Consider the following 21,261-nt stretch of genomic DNA (forward strand, 5'->3'; position numbering starts at 1 on the left):
GCCGACGGGGGAGGGGCGCGGTGAGCACAGGGACCACGGCTGTGTGGGGCCGTGCCGAGCAGCAGGACTTCCGCAGCCGGGTACGCGGCGCGCTGCTGGGCGGGGCCATCGGGGACACGCTCGGGGCGGGGGTCGACGAGCTCACGCTCGAAGAGATCCGGGCGGCCCACGGTGCCGACGCCGTCACCGATCTGGTGCCCGTGCACGGCGGACGCGGCACCGTCACCGCCGTCACCCAGCTCACCCTGTTCACCGTCGACGGGCTGATACGCGCCCAGGTCCGTCGCGACACCGGGGCCTGGCACCCGCCCACCGATGTGCACCGGGCCCATCTGCGGTGGGCGGCCACCCAGCACGACTGGGGACCCGACGAACGCCGCGAGGACGACGGCTGGCTCGCCCGGCAGGAGTGGCTGTACGCCCGCCGCGGGCCCACCCGGGAATGTCTGACCGGGCTCGGCGACACCACCATGGGCACCCTCGACAAGCCCAAGAACCCCCAGGCGCGGGACTCGGCGGCCCTCACCCGGTCCGTACCGTTCGGGCTGCTCGTCGGCTGGGAGCCCCAGCTCGTCCTCCAGCTCGCCGTCGAGTGCGCGGCCCAGACCCACGGCCACCCCACCGCCCTGCTCTCCGCGGGCGCCCTCGCCGTGATGGTGCACGGACTGGCCCGCGGCGAGACCCTGGACGGCTCCGTCCAGCACGCGCTGGACCTGCTCGCCGAGCGCCCGGGGCACGAACCGGTCACCGAGGCGCTGAAGAAGGCCCTCGGCACCGTGCGCCAGGGCATTCCGGGACCCGCCCTGATCGAGTCGCTGGGGGCCACGGACGCCGCGGAGGAAGTCCTCGCCGGCGCCGTGTACTGCGCGCTGGTCGGCGAGGACATCCGGCACGGGCTGCGGCTGGCCGTCAACCACGGCGGGCCCTCCGCGGCCACCGGGTCCCTGTGCGGGGCGCTGCTCGGCGCGCTGCACGGCGAGACCGCGCTGCCGCCCGCCTGGCTCGCCGAACTGGAGGGCAGGGCAACGCTGTTGGAGCTCGCGGACGACTTCGCGATGGAGATGACGCAGGGGCCGGCCCTGCACAGCCCGTCGGCCGCCGCACCGGGCTGGCTGGCCCGCTACCCGCGCGCCTGACCCACCCCCGCCCCGCGGAGCGGCGGGCGTCAGTCCTTCGCACCCTCCGCGACCGCGGCGTCCCCCGGACCGGCCTGGGACGGCACCGTCGCCCCGGCCGCCGCGCCGTCACCGTCGGAGTTGATCTGCTCGATGATCGCGTCGCGCTCCGGGGTGTCCTCGGGCCTGACGAAGCCGATCACGATGTAGAGGACCAGCGAGATCGCCAGCGGCAGGGCCACCTGGTACTGGAGCGCGACGCTCGTCTTCACCGAACCGTCGAAGTCGTAATTGGTGAAGTAGAACGCCAGCAGCCCCGCCGCCCAGCTGACGAGCGCCGCCGTCGGACCCGACCTGCGGAACCTGCGCAGCAGGCCGAGCATGAACGGAATGGCGATCGGGCCCATCAGACCGGCGACCCACTTGATGACGACGGAGATGATGTCCTTGAACGTCGGTGAGTTGATCTGGGTGGCGAGCGCCATCGACAGGCCGAGGAAGCCGAGCGTGGACAGCCGCGCCGCCAGCAGCCCGGCCCGACTGCCCCAGTTGCGCGCCGACTTGGAGAGGACCGGGGCGATGTCCCGGGTGAAGACCGCCGAGATGGCGTTGGCGTCCGAGGAGCACATGGCCATCGTGTGCGAGAAGAAACCGACGACGACCAGGCCCAGCAGACCGTGCGGCAGCAGCTGTTCGGTCATCAGGGCGTAGCTGTCCGAGGCGTCCGGCTTCTGCGCGTGGACCAGCAGCGGGGCGCACCACATCGGGAAGAACAGGACCGTGGGCCAGACCAGCCAGAGCACGGCGGAGAGCCGGGCCGAGCGCTTCGCGGCGGCGGCGGAATCCGTGGCCATGTAGCGCTGCGCCTGGTTCCACATGCCGCCGTTGTACTCGAAGGTCTTGATGAAGAGGTACGCCAGCAGGAAGGTCACGGTGTACGGACCGGCCGTCGGGTTCGTATGCCCCTCGGGCAGCTTGTCCCAGACCGTCCACAGGGTGCTGACACCGTCGAGCTTGCTCATGGCGGTGACGAGCATCGCGACGCCGGCGAAGAGCTGGATGACGAACTGCCCCAGTTCCGTGAGCGCGTCCGCCCACAGCCCGCCGACCGTGCAGTAGACGGCGGTGATGCAGCCGGTGATGAAGATGCCCTGGGTGATCGAGATGCCCGTGAAGACGGACAGCAGAGTGGCGATGGCCGCCCACTTGGCGCCGACGTCCACGATCTTCAGCAGCAGCCCGGACCAGGCGAGCGCCTGCTGCGTCGGGATGTTGTAGCGGTTCTTCAGGTATTCGAGCGGCGAGGCGACATGCAGCCGCGAGCGCAGCCGGTTGAGCCGGGGAGCGAAGAGCTGGGCGCCGATACCGATGCCGATGGCGATCGGCAGCGACCAGGTGACGAAGGAGGTGACGCCGTACTGGTACGCGATGCCCGCGTACCCGGTGAACATCACCGCGCTGTAGCCGGACATGTGGTGCGAGATGCCGGAGAGCCACCACGGCATCTTGCCGCCCGCGGTGAAGAAGTCACTGACGTTGTCCACGCGCTTGTGGGACCAGATCCCGATCGCGATCATCACGCCGAAGTAGCCGATGAGCACGACCCAGTCGAGACTGTTCATGTGCCCCCTCCTGGGGTCCGCCTTGTGAACGGGGAGCGCGCTTCGTCAGTACGGCCGTTCAGCGGGGCCCCGTGCGGGAGCGGGGACATCGGGGATTGAACCGCCTGCCCGGTACCGGGGTCAAGGTTTTCGCGGTCAGGGATGTGAACGCAGATCAGTAAGTCGAACGATTTTGCTTGCTCTTGACTTACGCGGTCGTTGTCGCCGACGTGACGGCGGACACACGATGAGCGGGCACTTCGTCAGGCCGTGCAGAGGACAACGAGGAACGCCGCGCGGGATGCGGGTCCCGTGCGGCGGAGAGGGGGCTCTATCGCAGGAGGCGGGTCCGGGGTCCCTAGGCCGTGTATCGAAAGTGGATCTTGAGCAATGCACGATCACGGTTCATGGTGCGAGGAGATCTCACGGACGAACAGTGGGCGGTGTTGGCGCCGTTGTTGCCGAAGGGGGCGAAGGCAGGACGGCCGCCCATCTGGCCACGGCCGCATGACCTGTTCCACCCGCTTGCGGTTGACCGGGCGGCCCCGCCGAAGCAGTTCGGCGGTGACGCGCGGGACGCCGTAGTTCCGCCGCGACGCGAGGTGGATCACCGTGATCTCGTGGGCCAGGACCTCATCCGCCCGCCGCCGGTTGCGCGGGCTTCCCGTCCGGCCCGACGACCGCACGAGCCCGACCGCGTCCCGCTTGTGCTCTTCCGAGTACCGCTTCGTGTACTTGCTTCCCACCTGGCACTGCTTCCTCTGGGCTCTCACGTCCCAGTCTCCAGGTGTCCACGATCACGGGGAGCTTCACACGAGAATCACGGTAGAGCGGGTACTCAGCGCGCTTCCTGGCTGGGGGACCGAGCTGCCTGTAGATGTTCGGTCACACCCGCAGGTCAGCAAGCTCATCCATCACCTCGGGGACCAATCAGATCCCCATCTGGGCCCGAGCGGCGGCACTCCCTATCTCTGACTGAGACAGGGCACATGTGTTGGCCCGACAGGCCCTCGCATGAGCGAGCGTCCAGTGGCACAGGTATCGGATCTTGCTGGACGCGCGACGCCGGGTATCCCTCCCCTAACCCCTAGGGGGCGGGGGATCCGCGCGCTGGTCCGACAAAGCCGTAAGACAGGAAGGCCGCGCCGAGTGGGCCGACGGGCCGGACTGGTCCGCCACCGCCGCTCCCGAGGAGCTCGCCCCGACAAGAACTTGGCCACCGGTCGGGCGCTCGACCCGCGCCGCTCCACCCGTACCACCGCCCGCGGCACGGCCGAACTACTGTATGGGCCGATCATGGCGGGACCCTGCTGTCTGCGTGTGGCTGCGGACGGTGGTGGGGCGTCAACTAATTGACACCACCTTGTCGTTGGCATTCGTCCGCCGGTTTGGGCGGTTGCGAAGAGCGGCGGCCCGGTCGGTGTGGTGCGCAACGAGGTCGGCGTCGTCGCCCACCCCGGCGGGTGCCGGAACGCGGCAACCGTGTTCACCCGCTCCCGTCCGGGCGCCGGCGACACGGCGATCGGCCGCGCCGTCGGCGCTGCGGCCGCCCGTGCCGTCGCCGTGCTGCGGGCCGGGGTGTCGACGGCGTGACTGCCAGCAGGTGGCCGATCGGCCGCCTACCCGGACTGATGAACGACAAGGAGCAGGACTCCAGCAGGACGTCGGTGCGTCGCCGTACGCCACGAGTTGGATCACGAGCCCATCCCCGCGTCGTACGAGGTACGAGTGGGGCGGAACAGAGACTGGAGGTGATCCGAGACACTGATTCTGTACAGAGGACTGGCATGGCTCTACGAGGCGCCCGAACGATTTCCGTGCTCACGGTCGGCACGGTGACGACGGTGATGGCAGCGCTCACCCCCGTGACGGCGTTCGCGGCGGGGGATCCGCTCCAGCAGTACGCGCAGCAGGAACTCCGTTGGGAGCGCTGCGATCCGGGCGGGCCGGCGACGTTCGAGTGCGCGAAGGTCAAGGTGCCGCTGGACTACAGCGACCCCGGGGGCCGGAAGATCGACCTCGCGATATCGCGGGTCAAGGCGAGCGGTGCGAAGGAGCGGCACGGCGTGCTGCTGATGAATCCCGGGGGACCGGGCGTTCCGGGGCTGACCATGCCCGTGGAGATGGAGTCGCTGCTGTCGGCGGAGGTACGAGAGCGGTTCGACCTGGTCGGCTTCGACCCGCGCGGGGTCGGGCAGAGCGCGCCGATCGGCTGCGGTCTGACGGCCGACGAACAGGCCGTCCAGCACCCCTACACCGCACGGACGTTCGCGAAGGACGTGGCCCTGGCCCGGACGGTGGCCGACAAGTGCTGGGCCAAAGCGGGCGACATGCTGCCGCACCTCACCACCCGCAACACGGCACGGGACATGGACGTCGTCCGGGCGGCACTGGGGGAAAAGAAGATCTCCTACTTCGGGTACTCGTACGGCACCTACCTGGGCGCCGTCTACACGCAGATGTTCCCCCGGCGCTCGGACCGGTTCGTGCTCGACAGCGCCCTCGATCCGACGCTCGCGTGGCGAGGGACGTTCCGGGGGTGGTCGGCCGGAGCCGAACTCGCCTTCACCCGCTGGACCGAGTGGGCCGCCGCCCGCAACGCCACCTACGGTCTGGGTCCGACTCCGGCGAAGGTCCGGAAGACGTACTGGGAGCTCATCGCCCGCGCCGACCGCACACCCGTCCCGACGAACGGTGGGGCGCTCAGCGGCGGCGCCATCCGTTCCCAGTACGGTGCGTTCGTCGGCGTCAAGACCGTCACCCCGTGGATCGTCGCGTTGAAGGCCTCGGCCGCAGGCGGACCGCCCGCGCCGGCCACGCCCACCGCATCGGCGGTGACGGCAGCGTCGGCCGAACCGGCTGTCCCCGGCTCCGCCCCGGTCCGGTCCGCCGACGCGGGGGCGTTCGGTGCGGACGTTCCTGCCGACAACCAGTCCGCCGTCACCTGGGCCGCCTTCTGCGGCGACACCCGCAGCTGGCCGCGCAACCCCGAGCAGTACCGCCGGGACGTAATCCGAGACCGGGCCAAGTACCCGCTGGCCGGAGACCTGGGGGCCACCATTCAGCCGTGCGCGTTCTGGAAGTCGGCGGCAAGGGAGCCGGCCACCGTGGTGAGCAACGACGTCAACGCGCTGATCGTGCAGAACCAGTGGGACCCGCAGGCGACGCTGCCCATGGCGCAGGGCATGCGGCGGGCGCTGCACGGTGCGCGGATGGTCACCGTGGCCGGCGGCGAGGGCCACGGCGTGGTGGTGGCCGGACCGTCCTGCGCGGACGCCGGCGTCACGCGGTACCTGACCACGGGCCGACTGCCCGCGAAGGACCTGACCTGCGGCGGCTAGAGCCTGTCTCCTCGACAGGCTACGGTCGCCATTCCTGGCGGTAGGCGGGAGCCGACATGGGCTTTTGGCCCAGCTCGGCGGCCAGGTGCAGCTTGGTGGTGAACCCACCGCGCGACCGTCCCAGCCCGTGATCATCAGGCTCGGTAAACACACCGCCTGGCGGTTCCTTCTGCAGGTCACCCTGCTTCCGGGCCCCGGCCGCATGCTGATGGGCGCGGCACACCGTGGAGTCGACGCTTGGATCCCACACGATCGCACCCGTCGTGTCGGCCAGGGACTGGAGCCGGGTGAGGACCCTGTGCCACGTGCCGTCCCGTTGCCATCGCCGGAACAGGTCGTAGACCCGGCCCCACGGTCCGTACCCGACAGGCACGTCCCGCCACGGGACACCGGTACGGACCCGGAACCGTATGCCGTCGATCAGCTGCCGCCGTGGCCAGATGGGCGGCCGTCCTGCCTTCGCACCCTTTGGCAACAACGGTTCCAACACCGCTCACTGTTCGTCCGCGCGATCTCCTCGCGCCATGAACCGTGATCACGCATTGCTCAAGATCCACTTTCGATACACGGCCTAGCGCATCAGCTCGCCCGCGTTGACCAGGAGCGACTGCCCGGTGATCGCCCGCGCCCGGTCCGAGGCCAGGAATGCGGCGGCTTCGGCGACATCGCCGTCGGTGGCCGGTTCCGGGAGCGCCATGCGTTCGGTGAGCCTGCCCAGCACCTCGGCCTCGGGCACCCCCTCGCTGTGCGCCGTGAACTGCACGTACGCCTGCACCGGCGGCCCCCACATCCAGCCCGGCAGCACCGTGTTCACCCTGATCCGGTGCGGGCCCAGCTCCTGGGCCATGGAGTACATGGCCGAGGTGAGCGCCCCCTTCGAGGCCGCGTACGCCGCCTGCTGGACCTGGGACGGCGCGGCCACCGAGGACTGCGTGCCGATGATCACCACCGAACCGCCGCGCTCCTTGAGGCCGGGCAGGCAGGCGCGGGTCATCCGCAGCGTGCCGAGCAGATTGACGTCGATCACCGACTGCCAGGTGGCGAAGTCGGCATCCTCGATCCCGCCGAAGTAGCTGTCCCAGGCGGCGACATGGACCACCGCGTCGATCCGCCCGAACCGCTCCAGGGCCAGCGCGGCGAGCGCCTCGCACTGCGCCTCGTCGGTGATGTCGGTGGCCAGCCGGGCCGTGTGCCGGCCGTCCGGGTCGATCTCCGCGGCAGTCCTGGCGAGATTCGCGGCGGTACGCGCCCCGAGCACCGCGTCGCCGCCGTCCCGCACGACCGCCGCCGCGACCTGGTGCCCGAGCCCGGCGCCCACCCCGGACACGATGACGGTCTTCCCCGCGAGCAACATCGGTGGCCTCCCGGCTCTGGCAGTTCGTCTGACGGGGCGTCAGAGTAGGACGCCGCTGCGGAGTACGGAAGGGGAACGGCATGAGCGACGAGACGCGGAGCGACACCTACGCCGAACTGGCCGCGCTGGGGCCGTACGGCGTCCATCCCGGCCACGCGCTGATCACCATGGTCGAACCGCACCCGGGCCATGAGTACGCGTACAACCGCTGGTACGAGGACGACCACTACTACGCGGGCGCGATGGCGATGCCCTGGATGTTCGCCGGGCGGCGCTGGGTGGCCACCCGGGAGCTCCAGGAGCTGCGCTACCCGGAGACCTCCGCCGTCGCGCGGCCCGTCACGGCCGGCTGCTATCTGTCGACGTACTGGGTGACGGACGGGCGCTACGACGACCACATGAGGTGGACCGTCGGCATCAACCGGAGGCTCAACCGGGACGGCCGGGTCCACCAGGGCCGTACCCATGTGTTCACCGCGTTCCAGGACCACGAGGCGACGGTCTACCGGGACGGTGCCGCGGGGCCCCGGGACTTCCATGCTCTCGATCATCCCTACCAGGGGCTGGTCCTCGAAGTGATCGACGTCGAAGGGGCCGGTGCCGAAGGGGCCGGGAAGCGGGCCGAGTTGCTGGATTGGCTGCGCTCACGGCATCTGCCGAAGCGGCTGGCCGGCTCCCCGGCGGCGATGGTGACCGTCTTCCGTCCCACGCCGCTGCCCGGTGACCGGATGAGCTACGTGAAACAGGTCGAGGGCGTCGACACCCGGCTGACCCTGCTCTGGTTCCTCCAGGAGGACCCGAGGGAGTGCTGGGCCGAGCACTTCGCCGGGCTCGACGTGGCGGTCGCGGAATCCGGCCTGGGGCGGGTGGAGTTGGTGGCGCCGTTCATCCCGACGGTGCCGGGCACCGATCTGTATGTCGATCAGCTGCGCTGATCGTTCCGGTCACCCGGCCGCCCGTTGCACGGCTGCCCGTCGGGTCGGGCATCGAGCCCCCTCGGCCAGGACGGCGGACCAGTCGAGAGGGCTGACAACGGCACCGGAACCGGCACCGCGATGCGTACGGATAAATCATTGATCAGGCGTTGACGGCATCCTTGCCGACATCGCGCACGAATGCGTTCCAAGCGGCGGGGACGAACGTGATCGAAGGGCCCTCGGGGGCCTTCGAGTCGCGCACGTCGATTGCCTGCGTGAGAGGGGACTTGACTTCGACGCAGGCGCCGTTGCCCCCGGAATACGAGGACTTCGTCCACTTGTCCGTAGCACCCTGACGAATGGCCATGTTCACTCCGGTTCAAAGAGTCGCGTAAATGACACCAACAGTGTTCCGGTTGGTGTGATCGACGCTACTCGCCAAGCCCCCTGAGCGAAGGGGCCGTTCACTCGACCGAGTGGTATATACCAGGGAGATCTTCCACTCGGGGCGGGCGGCGGTGTACCTTGCCGCCGCCCTTCCCGTAACATCACTTCATTTTCCGCAATCCGGACTTTGCGGGCCGCCCCGCGCCGGTGCTCAGTCGGTGCTGAGCCGGGTGTAATCCTTCACGATCTCGGTGATGAAGTGCCGAGTCTGTTCCACATTCAGCGCCTGTGCCCGCAGGTGCTCGTACATGACGCTGTACCGCTGCACATCGTGGGCTTTCTCCAGATAGAGATCGCTGGTGACGCCTTCGATATAGACGACGCTGGAGTCGGCGGCGTCCGGGAATTCGAGAATGGCGTACTGCCCGTTGATGCCGGGGTGCGCGCCCATTTCGAACGGCAGCACCTGCACGGTCACATGCGGCAGCTGGGACAGCTCGACCAGTTGCTCCAGCTGTTCGATCATCACGTGCTTGCCGCCGACCAGCCGGCGCAGCGCGGACTCGTCGATGACCGCCCACAGCCGCAGCGGATGCTCGGGGTCGGTGACCCGGTCCTGGCGGCGGGCCCGGACGCTGACGCGCTTGTCGATGTCGGACGGCGGGGCCTCCGGCAGCGCTCCGTTGATCAGCGCCTCGGCGTAACTCCGGGTCTGCAACAGGCCGGGGACCACCTGGGGTTCGTACACCCGCAGCGATTCGGCGTCGGTCTCCAGGCCGATGTAGACGCTGTACGGGATGTCGCCGAAGGCGTGCCACCAGCCCTGCTGGCGGGAGTCCTTGGCCATCTGCATGAGTGAGTCGACGATCCGGTGGTCCTCGACCTGGTACACCCCGCAGAGATCGCGGACATCGCGCTGGCTGATGGAGCGGCGGCCGTTCTCCAGGCGGCTGATCTTCGACTGCGAGACCAGCAGCCGCTCCGCCACCTCCTCGGCCGTCATGCCTTTGAGTTCGCGCAGTCGGCGCAATTCCTGGCCCAACCGGCGTCGCCTGACGGTGGGATTGACGTTGGACGGCACGGAAACGGCACCTCCGGCTATGTAGCTGTGCGTATCTACTGCTCAGCAGATTGCCACCACTTCCCCCGGTCGCGCTGGGAAATGGCCACACGCATGTGCGCGGGGCAACCGATGTCTCTCGGCTGCCCCGCGCTTGGTGCGGCTCCCGAACCGGGTCTTGGGGACGGCGGTGCGGCGGTATTCGGTTGGTGCTGCCGTGCAGTTGCGCGGCGGTGCGGCGGTGCGTACGGCCCCGGTGCGTGGTGCGCCTAGTGGGCCGCGGTGTGCGCCATGCTGCCGCGGCGTGACTGCGACTGCACTTGCGGTTGCAAGGGAACTCCGGCCGCCTGATTGCGACGCGGCTGTGCGACCGCTCCGTTCTGGACGTCCATCACGGCATGCGCCACGAGTCCGCCCATGGGGTCGTGTCTGATCAGGTCCCGGAGCCGGGAGCGTGATGAACGCCCCTCGTTCCCGGGATACAGGTGCTTGCCGAGTCCGACCGCGTGGGCCAGCGCGGCGAGCGCCGCGGTCCGCGGGTCCGGCGGTACGCCGGTGCGGATCGCACTGTCCAGCCTGGCTCTGATGTCCCGGCTGATTGCCGTGTCCGTCGCCTGGTAGCGAGTCGTCGGCAGCACTCCGCACATCTGGCCCGCCACGGCATGCACCATGCCGCACCGCTCCAGGTGAGCGAGGTAGATCTGGCGCAGCCCCAGCCGGGGCCCGCCAATCCAGTGGACCGCCCGAACCGGGCTGCCGCGTCGCCGCAGCAGTTCCAGTGCGGAGTCCAGAGTCGGATCTCCTGTCGGCCGTGGCATCACCACGGCGATACGATCCCCATCAGGGGCTATCCGTCCTGCCAGAGCCAGCTCCACTAGCTGAGCTCCGGCGAGGCCGAGGTCGAGCGACTGCGGCTGCGCTGTGGTACCCGTGGTCGGGTCCAGAGCGAGCAGCAGAAGCTCCTCCGGAATTGTTCTGCGGCTCCTGCCCATCCATGCCTCCCCGCGTGGATGAATGACAGGGTGACCCCTCTCACATTGGTCTGTCGAGAGCGCCTGGGTGCTTTGTATGGGAACCAGTAGGTATGTCGTTCTCGTCTAGCAGCCGGGCCGGTGGTTCACACGGGACACTGGTAGATGGTTCGGACAGCGCGGGGGTGTCCCCCGTGCCGCATGGAGGAGGCATCGGTGGCGGGCGAGTCCCCCGACAAGTCGGAGCAGCAGAAGTCGTCGGGTACGGCTCGGAGCGAAAGCGATCCGCGGCTCGCCGTCTTCCGTGAACCGCCCGCCGATGACGCGGCCGCCGGAAAGGCGGACACGGCCACGGCCGTATTCCGCACGGCACCGGTCACCGAGGACGGCGAGGGCGCCGAGGGCGCCAAGGCGGACACGGCCACGGCCGTCTTCCGCGCGATGCCGTCCGAGGACGGCGAGCGTGGCGAGGGCGCCGAGGGCGTCGACGACTCGGCCCCGGAGGGCTCCGGGGCCGAGGAGCCGTCGGCGGAGGCGGACGGCGACACGGGCGCGGATTCCGAGGTCGAGGCCGAGGGCCCTGACGGCGCTGTGGGCGCCGAGGAGGCCCGGAAGACCGAGGGGGCCGCGAAGGACTCCGAGGGCCCGGAGAAGGCGCCTGAGGCCTCGGAGAGCGCGGATGCGGGTGAGCCCGCGGATGCCGCAGCGGACGAGGAGGCGGCGGCGAAGCCCGCCGAGGGCTCCGAGGAGGGCTCCGAGGAGGGCGATGCGCGGCTGCGTGCGGCCGTCGCCGCCTGGGTGACGAAGGACTACGACGCGGACGGCGACGGCGACGCGCAGAGCGATGACGCGAAGGCCGCCACGTCGGAGGACGAGGGCGCGAAGGACGCGAAGGACGCGGACACCGACGCGGCTGCGGACGCGGCGACCGCGTCGAATGATGCCGATGCCGATGCCGAGGGCGGGGACGAGCCGTCCGATGGCGCGTCCGGCGACTCAGACGACAAGGCACCTTCCGCCGACAAGAAGAAGGCCGAAGCGGCGAAGAAGGCCGAAGCGGAGGCTGACGACGACGCCGCCGAGGACAAGCAGGGCATCGATCAGCCGACCGCCATCTTCAGGGCGCCCGCCGCACTCCGGGTCGACCAGCCGACGACCGCGCTGAAGATCACCCCACCCGGGTCGAAGACGGCAAAGCCGGGCTCGGAGGCCGAGTCGAAGGCCGAGTCCGCCGCCGAGCGGACCAGCAAGTTCGTACCCCTGCGCGGGGACGACGTACGGCCGGCGTCGGCGCCCGCGCCCCGTAAGCCCGAGGTGCCCGCCGCCTCCGCCGCGAAGCCCGGCACGCCGCCTCCCAGCGCGCTGTCCGGTGCCGAGCGGACCACGCAGCAGCCGATGCCGCCCAGGCCGCCGCTCGACCTGCTGGCCGAGCTGACGAACACGCCTCCGCCACCGGAGACGCCGGTCCGCACCGCCGTGCGCAGGGTCAAGATCTGGACCCCCCTGGTCCTGCTCCTGGTGATCGTCTTTGCGATCGTGCAGATGGTGCGCCCGCTCCCGGACCCCGAGCTCCAGATGTCGGCGAAGGACACGTACACCTTCAAGGGCAGCAAGCCGTCCCTGCCGTGGCCCAACGAGGGCCAGGGCTACATGGCGGCGACCGGCCTGGGCCCGGTGGGCTCGTTCGGCGAGCAGAAGTCCGTGCCGATCGGCAGCGTGGCCAAGGCGATGACCGCCTACATCGTGCTCAAGGACCACCCGCTGAAGAAGGGCGAGGAGGGGCCGTCCATAGAAATCGACGCCACGGCGGAGAAGGAGGGCGGGTACGACGCGGTGAACGAGTCGACGCTCAACACCGTGAAGGAGGGCGACAAGCTCACCCTGAAGCAGGCGCTGTCGGCCATCATGATCCCGTCCGCCAACAACATCGCGCGGCTGCTGGCGCGCTGGGACGCGGGTTCCGAGGAGGCGTTCGTCAAGAAGATGAACGACACCGCCAAGTCGCTCGGCATGAAGAACACCACGTACACCGACCCGTCCGGCCTCAACGCGACCACGGTCAGTTCGGCCGAGGACCAGGTGAAGCTGGGCGAGAAGCTGGTGGAGATCCCGGCGCTCATGGCGATCACCGTGCTGCCGTCGTGGACCGACCCCTCGGGCCACGAGTGGCCGAACTGGAACAAACTCGTTCCGTTCAACGGCTCGCTCGGCATCAAGACCGGCTCCACCACCAAGGCCGGTGGCAACCTGCTCTTCGCCGCGCACAAGATGGTCGGCAAGACCGACCAGCTGATCGTCGGCGCCGTGCTGGGCCAGCACAAGAACCCGATCATCGACACGGTCAACGCGGTCAGCAAGGACGTCATGATCGCGACCCAGGACCTGCTGAAGAACGCGAAGGTCATCAAGAAGGGCGATGTCGTCGGCTCCGTCTCCGACGGTCTGGGTGGCAGCGCCCCGGTGGTCGCGACGAAGGACGTGACGGTGGTCGGCTGGGCCGGTCTCACGGTCAAGATCGAACTGACCGACGACGGGAAGACGATCCCGCACTCGGCGAAGGCCGGGACACCCGTCGGCACCCTCACCGTCGGTGAGGGCACCAGCCAGGTGAAGGTGCCCGTCGCGCTGCAGAGCGATCTGGCCGAGCCGTCCTTCGGGGACAAGCTGACCCGGATCGGCTGACCGGCCGACGGGGAACGGCCCGATGGCCGCAACGACCCGATGACGGAAGGGGGTGCCGATCCGGGCACCCCCTTCCGTGCTGTGTACGTGTTAGCGTCCCGAGGCAACTCGATGACGCAGGGACGGCGTCCTCACAGGTGCATGGGGTACAGGGGCACGGGGCAGGCGGATTCGGGGAGACGGGGAGAGCCGTAGTGACCACCGCGGAGCCGAGGCCCGGCCATGAGGCGGCCGACAGCACAGGCACGAGGGACAGCGACATCGGCAGCGCCGGCAGCACACGGACAGCCGTGCCCGCCCGGACGGGCACGGGAGGCGGGGATGCCTCGGCGCCGCGCACCGACCCGTCGCGCAGGGCCCGAACCGAACGGCTGCTGCGGCATCCGGTGACGATCGCGACCGCGATCGCCGCCGTCACCCACCTGCTCTGGTTCTTCTTCTTCGCAAACAGCGGCGGCGACCTCGCGGCCCAGGACGCCTGGGCCGAATTCGTCGGCCGGCATCCCGGTACGGCGTACAACCTCGCCTGGTACGGGGGCATGCACCCCGTCTCGTACAGCGTCGTCTCGCCGTATCTGATGTCGGTGCTCGGCGTGCGTACCACGATGATGGTCGCCGGGACCGTGTCGGCGGCGCTGACCGCGCTGATCCTGGTCCGGGTCAGGGCCGTCCGCAATCCCCTGGCCTGTTCGCTCGCCGGGGCGTTCGCGTATCTGTGCAACGCGCTGTCGGGGCGGGTGACGTTCGGGCTCGGCATGATGTTCGCGGTGGCTGCGACGGCCGCGGTCTTCTGCTGGCCCCACCGCTGGCGGTACAAGCGGTGGGCGAAGGCGGCCGTGGCCGCACCGCTCGCCGGGCTCGCGACGGCGAGCAGCCCCGTGGCCGGGCTGTTCCTGGGCGTGATCGCCGCCGCGCTGTTCCTGAACAAACGGCGCCCCGGCGCGTACGCGCTGGGCCTGGCCCCGGTCGCGGTGGTGGTGCTGTCCGCGTGGCTGTTCCCGTTCTCCGGTACGCAGCCGATGTCGATCGCGACGCTGTCGCTGCCGTTCATCTTCTCGGTCCTCGTCTTCGTCCTCGTACCGCGCGACTGGAAGACGGTCCGCACCGCCGCCGCCGTGTACGGCGTCGGGACGCTGCTGACCTATGTGATCGACTCGCAGATCGGCTCGAACATCACCCGGATGGCGATGCTGTTCGCCGGAGTGGTGCTCCTGGCCGCGCTGCCTTACACCGTGCCGCGCTCCCGGCGCTGGTACGCGCTGGTCATCGCGTTCGCCGGGCTGAACTTCTGGATCGGCTTCAAGAGCGTCGACGACATCGTCCGCACCGCCCCCAGCGCTTCCTGGGCGCGCGAGCTGGCCCCGCTGGTCAATGAGCTGCAACAGGTCGGCGCCGAGCGGGGCCGGGTCGAGGTCGTGCCGGCGAGCAGCCACCGGGAGGCGTCCGCGCTCGCGCCGTACGTCAATCTGGCGCGGGGCTGGAACCGGCAGGCGGACATGGAGCGCAACCCGCTCTTCTACGACGACACCCTGAACAGCGCCAACTACCACCAGTGGCTGGACCGCTGGGCGGTGCACTACGTGGTGCTGCCCAAGGGGACGCCGGACTCCAGCGGCGCGGTGCAGGAGGCGCAGCTCGTCGACGAGGGGCTGCCGTATCTGAAGCCGGTGTGGTCCGACGCCAACTGGCGGCTCTTCGAGGTGGACAGCCCGGTGCCGTTGGCCGATCCGCCGGCCTCGGTGGACCAGGCCGACGCGGGCGAGCTGACCATCCATGTGAAGACGCCCGGCCGGATCCTGATCCGCATCCCGTACTCGCCCTGGCTCGCCGTGGTCGACAGCGAGGGCAAGGGCGTCGAACGGCCGCAGGAGACCGAGGAGTCCAAGCGGCGCACGGACGAGAGCAGTCCGCGGACCTTCGTCAACACCAACGGCTGTCTGTTCAAGGTCGACGAGGACGCGGACGGCGACGAGTGGACGGAACTGCTCGCGCCGCGACCGGGCGTGTACCGGCTGGCCGCCCCCTACCAGCTGCCTCCGGGCACGCCGTGCCCGGAGGAACTGCGCTGACGGCGACGGCGCTCGCCACGGGCGTTCCCGTCACGGGGCGCTCCGCTACAGCCGCTTCGCGCTGCGCAGGGTCGCCGCGTAGTAGCCGTTTCCGTCGAGCCGGGACGTGCCGCCCTTGTCGCCGATGGTCGGGCCGTTGGCCTCCTCCCGGCTGGATATGAAGATCTTGTGGCCGTCGGTGTCGTGCCCGAGATACATGCCGACGTGGTCGAGGCGCTCCTTGGTGCGCTGGTCGAGCTTGAAGAAGACCAGGTCACCGGGTTGCAGCACATCGATGTTCTTCGGCCGGTCGGCCGGCGTGATGCCCTTCAGGTCGATCACGTCCGTACCGCGGTGGGAGCGGGCCATGCCGTTGGCGGTGCGCGGCAGGCCGTCGCCGGACGCATCGGTGGCCATGAGCGGGTAGCGGGCCCGGTAGCCGAACACGGTACGGATGAAGCCCGAGCAGTCCATGGAGCGGGCGCGCTCGGTGCGGGGCTGCATCGTCGTGCCGTTGCGGAAGGTGTACGGGATGCCGAGGTAGTCGAAGAAGTCGGACTCCTCCAGCCGCAGGTCGTTGCCCTCGCTGCCGTTCGGGTTGAGCGGACCGAAGTTGGCGTCACCGGCGTAGGAGACCCCCTCGTCGTCCTTCTTGACCGGGGCGTCGGCGACGTACTGGAAGGCGGTGGCGAAGAGGTCGTCCTCCTCGCTGCCGAAGAACTCCTTGAACCAGTCCTTGAACCACTTCTCGTTCTCGGCGCCCTTCTTCCACTGGTACGGCATCAGCCGCACCCAGTCCTCGGTGACGACCTTGGACGTGGTGGTGCTGGGCTCGGTGAAGGTACGGCTGGGGCCGGTGAGAGTGGCGGTGCGGGCGCCGTCGGTGAAGCTGGCGAGGATCTCGCCGTCGGCGCCGCGCAGCAGGGAGCGGGACGGGTTGCGCAGCCGTTCCCAGCGCTGCTCGCCGTTCTTCAGGTTCGAGGACTTCAGCGCCGGATTGTCGGTGACGGCCTGCACGGCCGGGGCCTTGGCCTGTTCGTCCTTGCGCAGTTCGACGGTGAGGTAGGCGCTGCCCGCGAGCAGAGCGGTCACCGTGACGGCGTGCAGCGCCTGGCGGGGACGGCGCTTGGTCTTGGCACTCATGAGTCAGTCAGCTCCGGAAGGTTCGGGTCAGACGGTCGGCAGCGCGCCGAGCAGGATGCCTGCGGTGAGAACGACATAGGCCATCAGCGTCACCGAGCCGGTCGCCAGCAGGGTCGCGCCCTTGGGCTGGCGGACGAGCTGGTACGCGATCAGGCCGGGGACGATGAAGCCCAGGGTCTGGTTGGTGTACATCAGCGGGAACTCGATCGACAGCACGATCATCAGCGTCCCCTGGAAGATCACACCGGTGAGGACGACGGTGGAGAACAGCCGCTTGCCGTAGAGGATCACGACCTTCTGGAGGCCGAGCACCGCGACGTACGTCAGAACGGTCACGCCGACCACCATGGCCGCGCGCTGGAGGTCCTCGACGAGGGTGAGCGCCAGCCAGCCCGGGGTGATCATCCCGCCGGGGGAGAGGTTGGTCGTCAGGTAGCAGACCAGCGAGAACATCAGCCCCAGGGCGATGCCTATGGCGGCAATCTCAGGGGTGAGGACGGAGGGGATCAACGGGGTTCTCCTGGGTTTTCCTGCTGGGCCGGGGCGGGCGGCCGGACCGGCTCGAACATCCCGCGGACGCGAGGTGCGGGCGGTTCGGACGGGTCTTCCGGACTCTGGTGCGGTGGCTCGTGCTGCTGCGACTGCGACTGCGACTGCTGCGGCTGCTGCGGTAGGGGGGAGGCCGGGCGTGGGGCCTGCTGGTACCGGGCCTCGTACGCCTCGGGGTAGGGCTGGTACGGGTCGAGGTGCGGGGTGTAGCGGGGGAGCGCCAGGGTCTCGTCGTGCCGCGGCTGCTGGGAGTGCGGCGACTGCTGCCGCTGGGCCGGGACCGGCGGGAAGGCGGCGGTGACCGGGCCGTCGGAGGGGACGTCGGCCGGGACGTCGGCGGGGACGTCGCCGTGCGGAGGTGCCTGCGGAGTTCCCTGCGGGGCGGCCTGGTCCGGCGTCCGGTCCGGCGTCCGGTCCGGGGCCTGGTCCGGCGTCTCGTCCGGGGTCTCGTCGGCGGGCAGCTCGGCGAGGTGTTCCAGGAGCAGTTCGCCCTGCCCGTGGATGTTGCCGATCGCGACCAGCGACGATTCCGGCCCGAGGTGCCCGAGCAGCTGGTTCATGAACTCCTCGGGGTCGCGCTTGTCGCCGCCGAGGTCGACCGCGGTGTGGCGCCACTCGGAGGGGATCGCGTCGATGGCGCTCTTCGCCGGGTGACCGATCACGAACACCTTCTCCGGCTGGAGTTCGGGAATGATCTGGCCCATCTGGCCGTTGCGCTCGACCCGGTCGGGGCGGCAGTTGATCACGACGTTCAGCGGCCGGTCGATCGCGCCCAGATCGAGCAGCTGGTTGATGTTCATCAGCGTCGACTCGGGGTCGTTCGCCGCGAAGACGTTGGCGAAGCGCAGCCGCTTGTCGTCGTGGGTGCGGTACCGCTCGACCGAGAGGACACCCGGGTCCGGCGGGGCGTCGTACATGCCCTGGAGCGCCGTCTGCCGGTCCACGCCGAGGAGTTCGGCGACCGTCAGCGCGATGGCCACGTTCTCCTTGAACGTGAACCAGCTGAAGCCGCGCAGCTCCTCGTCGCTCACGGTCTCCGGGTCCGCGTAGATCAGCTTGCAGTCCCGGGCGTCCGCCTCCTCCTGGAGGATGTGGAAGCGGTCCTGCTCGGCGGTGACGCAGATGCCGCCCTCCGGCATGGAGCGGCAGAGCGAGCGGGCCACGTCGTCGAGCGTGGGGCCCATCTCGGCCAGGTGGTCCTCACGTACGTTGCACAGCACACCGATCGTCGACCGGATCAGCTTGGACTGGTTGATCTCCTGGAGCGCGGGCATGACCGCCATGCACTCGATGACCAGCGCGTCCGGGTTGTAGGAGGCCGCGCGCCGCACGATGCCGATCTGCTCCACGACGTTGGCGATGCCGAACTTGCGGTAGACCGGCTCCTCGGTGGCGTCCGGGTGGATGAAGCGGGCTGCGGTACCGGTCGTCTTGGCGACGGTGACCAGGTCGCCGCCGCGCAGGGCGCCCGCGCAGAGGCGGGTGATGGAGCTCTTGCCGCGGATGCCGTTGATCAGCACCCGGGTGGGTATGCGCTCCAGATTGGTGAAGTGGCGCCGCTGTTCGACGATGCCGGAGATCAGGAGGATCACACAGCACACGACGAGCACGCCGTAGAGGAAGAGCACGGCCGTTCAGTTCCTTCCGACCAGGGGAGCGCTGTCGCGTCTGCGCTGCTCCTGGAGCTGCTGCCGGACAATTTCCAGACTGCGGGTGACCGCGCCGACCTCGTCGTGGTGGTGCGGGAAGAGCACGGTGCGGCGGTCGCCGTCGGCCAGCGATTCGGCCTTTCCGGCCAGTTCGCGCAGCGGACGTACGACGACGATGTACAGCCAGCCGAGGCAGGCCACGGCGGCGGTGATGCCGAGCAGACCGGCGAGAACGGTGCGGTTCTGCAGGCTGTACTCGGGGATGGCGAGGCCCGACGCGGGCTGCCAGCTGACCACCGTCCAGTGGAGCTGCTTCGCGGCGCCGCCACCGGCGAAGGGGGCGGCGGCGGAGATCTGGACACCGTCGCCGTCGCGGTAGACGACGGCGCCCGCGGGGGCGTTCATGCCGACCCGCTGGTTCGTGCCGGAGACCAGCTCGTCCAGTCGCTCCGGCAGGGAATCGAAGGCGAGGTAGCCGGTGTTGCCGCCGATGACCCGGTGTTCGTCGTCGACCACCCGGACCTGGCCGAGCCCGGGGCGCTTGAGCAGCCCGTTGATGAAGTCGATCCGGAACTCGCCGATCACCATGGCGCCGTTCCGGCCGGGGATCTCCGCGTACCCGGCGACGGAGGGCTCCTTGCCGGATTCGTTCAGGACGGTGATGGGCTGGGTGAGCGGCTTGCCCTTGGTGCCGCTGGGCAGCGCGTGCGGCTTCTCGCCGGCGCGGGCCTGGACGGTGCCGTCGGCGTCGCGTACGTAGATCGAGCGGTAGCGCTGGTGCTCGGTGCGGGTGCGCTCCAGGACCTTCTTCATGTCGTCGGGGGAGGTGCGGTTGCCGACGAGCGAGGCGACGGACACCAGGTCGGCGTGGCCCTCGTTGAGCGCGCGCCGGACCCGGTCGGAGATGGTGTGGGTGCGCTCGCGCTGGTCGCTGACGACCTGTTCCGGCACGGCGACGGTGGAGTCGGCGCGGTTGAAGAGCAGCAGCATCGGTGCGGACCAGGCCAGCAGGAGGACGCCGCAGATGACGATGAGCGCGCGGCTGCCGAGCCGGCTCCGGCGCCCCGGGCGGCCAGGCCCGGCGCCGGCGTCCTGGGCCGCCCCGCCCTCCGCCGGTTCGCCGAGGAGCTGGCGGCGCAGGCGCTCCAGGGCGCGCCCGATGCGCGCCGTCTCGCCGAACCTGGGGACGGAGACCGGACGGGTCAGGTCGCCCCGGGTCAGCCGGCGGCTCTCCAGGAACAGCTTCAGCAGTGGCCGTTGCACGGTGCCGAGCAGCAGCGCCACCGCGAGTGCGCCGATGAGCAGCAGGGCGGCGGCGGAGACCAGTCCGAAGAAGGGGCCCGCGACGCGGGTCGGGTCCTCCGCGACGTCGACCATGGCGACGACGGTGAGCCCGAGGGAGGTGGCGACGGTGCCCTCGCCCGGCTGCGGGCCGGCCAGCGCGGCATAGCCGGCGACGGCGCGGTCACCGCGGACGCTGTTGCCGCGCAGGCTGCCGCTGACGCCGGGGAAGCCGCCGGAGCCGGGTTCCTTGGCCTTGAGCGGGTGCTGCCTGGTCTTGGTCGCGGCCGTTTCGGCGAAGGCGTTCAGCTGCTTGGCGGACCGTTTGGCGTCCGCGCGCTGCTTGTCGGTCTTGACCTGTTCCGGCTCCTGGACGCCGTCGCGGCTGAGGATGTGCCCCGTGGTGTCGACGACGGCGATCGAGCGGAACTGCCCGCGGCTGACGCCGGGGAAGCGGAGACTGTTGGAGGCGATCAGCAACTGCTGCGGCCGGTCCGGCCAGGACAGCAGGGCGAAGGCGAGCAGCCTGCTCTCGCCGTTCTGGAGCCGTACGATGCGCGGGCTGAGCCCGTCCTTCTGCGCGAGTTTGCCGGTGTCGATGGCGGTGACGGGGACGTTCTCCCCGCGCGCGGCGAGCATCCGGCCGGACTCGATCTCGACGACGGCGGTGCCCGTCCACTTCTGGTAGACGCTGCCGATCTTGTCGAGGACGGCGTCGGGAGAGGCCGGATCGCCCGCGCTGAAGAGCCCCGCGGTGCGGGTCAGGTCGGTGACGCTCTCGTCGATCGAGGCACGCATCGTGACGGCGCCGTCCTCGGCGAAGTGCTGCTGGGAGGTCAGCACCGCCTTCGGTACGGAGTCCTGGCTCGCTCTTCCCAGGCCGAGGGCGGTGATGCCCGCTAGGGAGAGCAGGAGCGCGGAGAGAACCGCGATGGGGGGACGTATGCCACCCAGCAGCGACATATCGGCCCGCCGGCGGACCTTGTGCCGGCGCTTCGAGGACGAAGCGGCCATCGTGTTCCCCTTTGACTGTCTGCTCGGTTCCGGCGTGCTGAACGAGGCACAGCCGTTTGCTGGACATAAAAGCTTTGCGGAAGGTTGTACGGAGGGTGGCGAGTGTGAGCTTTCCGACTTCCGGCACCGGGGTGGAACCCCTGCCGCCC

Annotated in this window: 17 protein-coding genes; 6 read left to right on the forward strand and 11 right to left on the reverse strand. The window is 69.8% G+C overall.

The annotated features are described in order from the left end of the window. Positions 1 to 20 precede the first annotated feature (20 nt). On the forward strand, positions 21 to 1,136 hold the full coding sequence (locus OG520_RS23710; RefSeq protein ID WP_406014512.1) for an ADP-ribosylglycohydrolase family protein: 1,116 nt from the start codon (positions 21 to 23) through the stop codon (positions 1,134 to 1,136). 29 nt (positions 1,137 to 1,165) lie between these two features. Here OG520_RS23710 and OG520_RS23715 read toward each other — a convergent pair whose 3' ends face one another. Continuing rightward, a complete protein-coding gene (locus tag OG520_RS23715; protein WP_399328180.1) occupies positions 1,166 to 2,737 on the reverse strand; it encodes a sodium:solute symporter family protein in 1,572 nt (523 codons plus the stop codon). Between the two features lie 377 nt (positions 2,738 to 3,114). After that, positions 3,115 to 3,462, reverse strand: a complete 348-nt coding sequence (locus OG520_RS23720) for an IS3 family transposase (protein WP_406014513.1) — start codon at positions 3,460 to 3,462, stop codon at positions 3,115 to 3,117. A 679-nt stretch (positions 3,463 to 4,141) separates the two neighbouring features. Here OG520_RS23720 and OG520_RS23725 point away from each other — a divergent pair. Together OG520_RS23725 and OG520_RS23730 are read left to right on the forward strand one after the other, a co-directional pair. Further along, the gene (locus OG520_RS23725) at positions 4,142 to 4,309 is read left to right on the forward strand and encodes a hypothetical protein (protein ID WP_406014514.1); all 168 of its coding nucleotides are present in this window, start codon (positions 4,142 to 4,144) and stop codon (positions 4,307 to 4,309) included. A gap of 194 nt (positions 4,310 to 4,503) precedes the next feature. Continuing rightward, on the forward strand, positions 4,504 to 6,057 hold the full coding sequence (locus OG520_RS23730) for an alpha/beta hydrolase (RefSeq protein WP_406014515.1): 1,554 nt from the start codon (positions 4,504 to 4,506) through the stop codon (positions 6,055 to 6,057). 19 nt (positions 6,058 to 6,076) lie between these two features. On the opposite strand, the gene OG520_RS23735 is transcribed toward OG520_RS23730, so the two are convergent. Both OG520_RS23735 and OG520_RS23740 read right to left on the reverse strand, forming a co-directional pair. After that, on the reverse strand, positions 6,077 to 6,547 hold the full coding sequence (locus OG520_RS23735; protein WP_406014516.1) for an IS5 family transposase: 471 nt from the start codon (positions 6,545 to 6,547) through the stop codon (positions 6,077 to 6,079). 81 nt (positions 6,548 to 6,628) lie between these two features. Continuing rightward, complete coding sequence (locus OG520_RS23740) at positions 6,629 to 7,411, reverse strand: SDR family oxidoreductase (protein ID WP_406014517.1); 783 nt, start codon at positions 7,409 to 7,411, stop codon at positions 6,629 to 6,631. An 80-nt stretch (positions 7,412 to 7,491) separates the two neighbouring features. Between OG520_RS23740 and OG520_RS23745 the strand changes: the two genes are divergently transcribed. Next, on the forward strand, positions 7,492 to 8,346 hold the full coding sequence (locus OG520_RS23745) for a hypothetical protein (protein WP_406014518.1): 855 nt from the start codon (positions 7,492 to 7,494) through the stop codon (positions 8,344 to 8,346). Between the two features lie 142 nt (positions 8,347 to 8,488). On the opposite strand, the gene OG520_RS23750 is transcribed toward OG520_RS23745, so the two are convergent. The 3 genes from OG520_RS23750 to OG520_RS23760 all read right to left on the reverse strand — a co-directional run bounded on the left by OG520_RS23750 (position 8,489) and on the right by OG520_RS23760 (position 10,767). Next, positions 8,489 to 8,695 (reverse strand): DUF397 domain-containing protein, encoded by a 207-nt coding sequence (locus OG520_RS23750; RefSeq protein ID WP_385328922.1) that lies wholly within the window; start codon positions 8,693 to 8,695, stop codon positions 8,489 to 8,491. A 231-nt stretch (positions 8,696 to 8,926) separates the two neighbouring features. Then, the gene (locus OG520_RS23755) at positions 8,927 to 9,796 is read right to left on the reverse strand and encodes a helix-turn-helix domain-containing protein (protein WP_406014519.1); all 870 of its coding nucleotides are present in this window, start codon (positions 9,794 to 9,796) and stop codon (positions 8,927 to 8,929) included. Positions 9,797 to 10,044: 248 nt separating this feature from the next. Beyond that, positions 10,045 to 10,767 carry a GPP34 family phosphoprotein gene (locus OG520_RS23760; RefSeq protein ID WP_148836626.1) on the reverse strand — a complete coding sequence of 241 codons (723 nt, stop codon included), beginning with the start codon at positions 10,765 to 10,767 and terminating at the stop codon, positions 10,045 to 10,047. A 180-nt stretch (positions 10,768 to 10,947) separates the two neighbouring features. Between OG520_RS23760 and OG520_RS23765 the strand changes: the two genes are divergently transcribed. Both OG520_RS23765 and OG520_RS23770 read left to right on the forward strand, forming a co-directional pair. After that, entirely contained in the window at positions 10,948 to 13,428 is a 2,481-nt protein-coding gene (locus tag OG520_RS23765) for a D-alanyl-D-alanine carboxypeptidase (protein ID WP_406014520.1), read from the forward strand. A gap of 194 nt (positions 13,429 to 13,622) precedes the next feature. Continuing rightward, positions 13,623 to 15,497 carry an MFS transporter gene (locus OG520_RS23770; RefSeq protein ID WP_406014521.1) on the forward strand — a complete coding sequence of 625 codons (1,875 nt, stop codon included), beginning with the start codon at positions 13,623 to 13,625 and terminating at the stop codon, positions 15,495 to 15,497. Between the two features lie 45 nt (positions 15,498 to 15,542). On the opposite strand, the gene OG520_RS23775 is transcribed toward OG520_RS23770, so the two are convergent. The 4 genes from OG520_RS23775 to OG520_RS23790 are packed head-to-tail and all read right to left on the reverse strand — an operon-like array spanning position 15,543 to position 21,112. After that, positions 15,543 to 16,619, reverse strand: a complete 1,077-nt coding sequence (locus OG520_RS23775; protein WP_399328165.1) for a C40 family peptidase — start codon at positions 16,617 to 16,619, stop codon at positions 15,543 to 15,545. Positions 16,620 to 16,646: 27 nt separating this feature from the next. After that, positions 16,647 to 17,129 carry a poly-gamma-glutamate biosynthesis protein PgsC/CapC gene (locus OG520_RS23780; protein WP_266418098.1) on the reverse strand — a complete coding sequence of 161 codons (483 nt, stop codon included), beginning with the start codon at positions 17,127 to 17,129 and terminating at the stop codon, positions 16,647 to 16,649. Continuing rightward, entirely contained in the window at positions 17,126 to 18,796 is a 1,671-nt protein-coding gene (pgsB, locus tag OG520_RS23785; protein ID WP_406014522.1) for a poly-gamma-glutamate synthase PgsB, read from the reverse strand. Before pgsB ends, OG520_RS23780 begins: the two co-directional genes overlap by 4 nt. A gap of 6 nt (positions 18,797 to 18,802) precedes the next feature. After that, positions 18,803 to 21,112 carry a HAMP domain-containing protein gene (locus OG520_RS23790; RefSeq protein ID WP_406014523.1) on the reverse strand — a complete coding sequence of 770 codons (2,310 nt, stop codon included), beginning with the start codon at positions 21,110 to 21,112 and terminating at the stop codon, positions 18,803 to 18,805. Between the last annotated feature and the right edge of the window lie 149 nt (positions 21,113 to 21,261).

Source organism: Streptomyces sp. NBC_00984 (genome assembly GCF_045162475.1).
GTDB lineage: Bacteria > Actinomycetota > Actinomycetes > Streptomycetales > Streptomycetaceae > Streptomyces.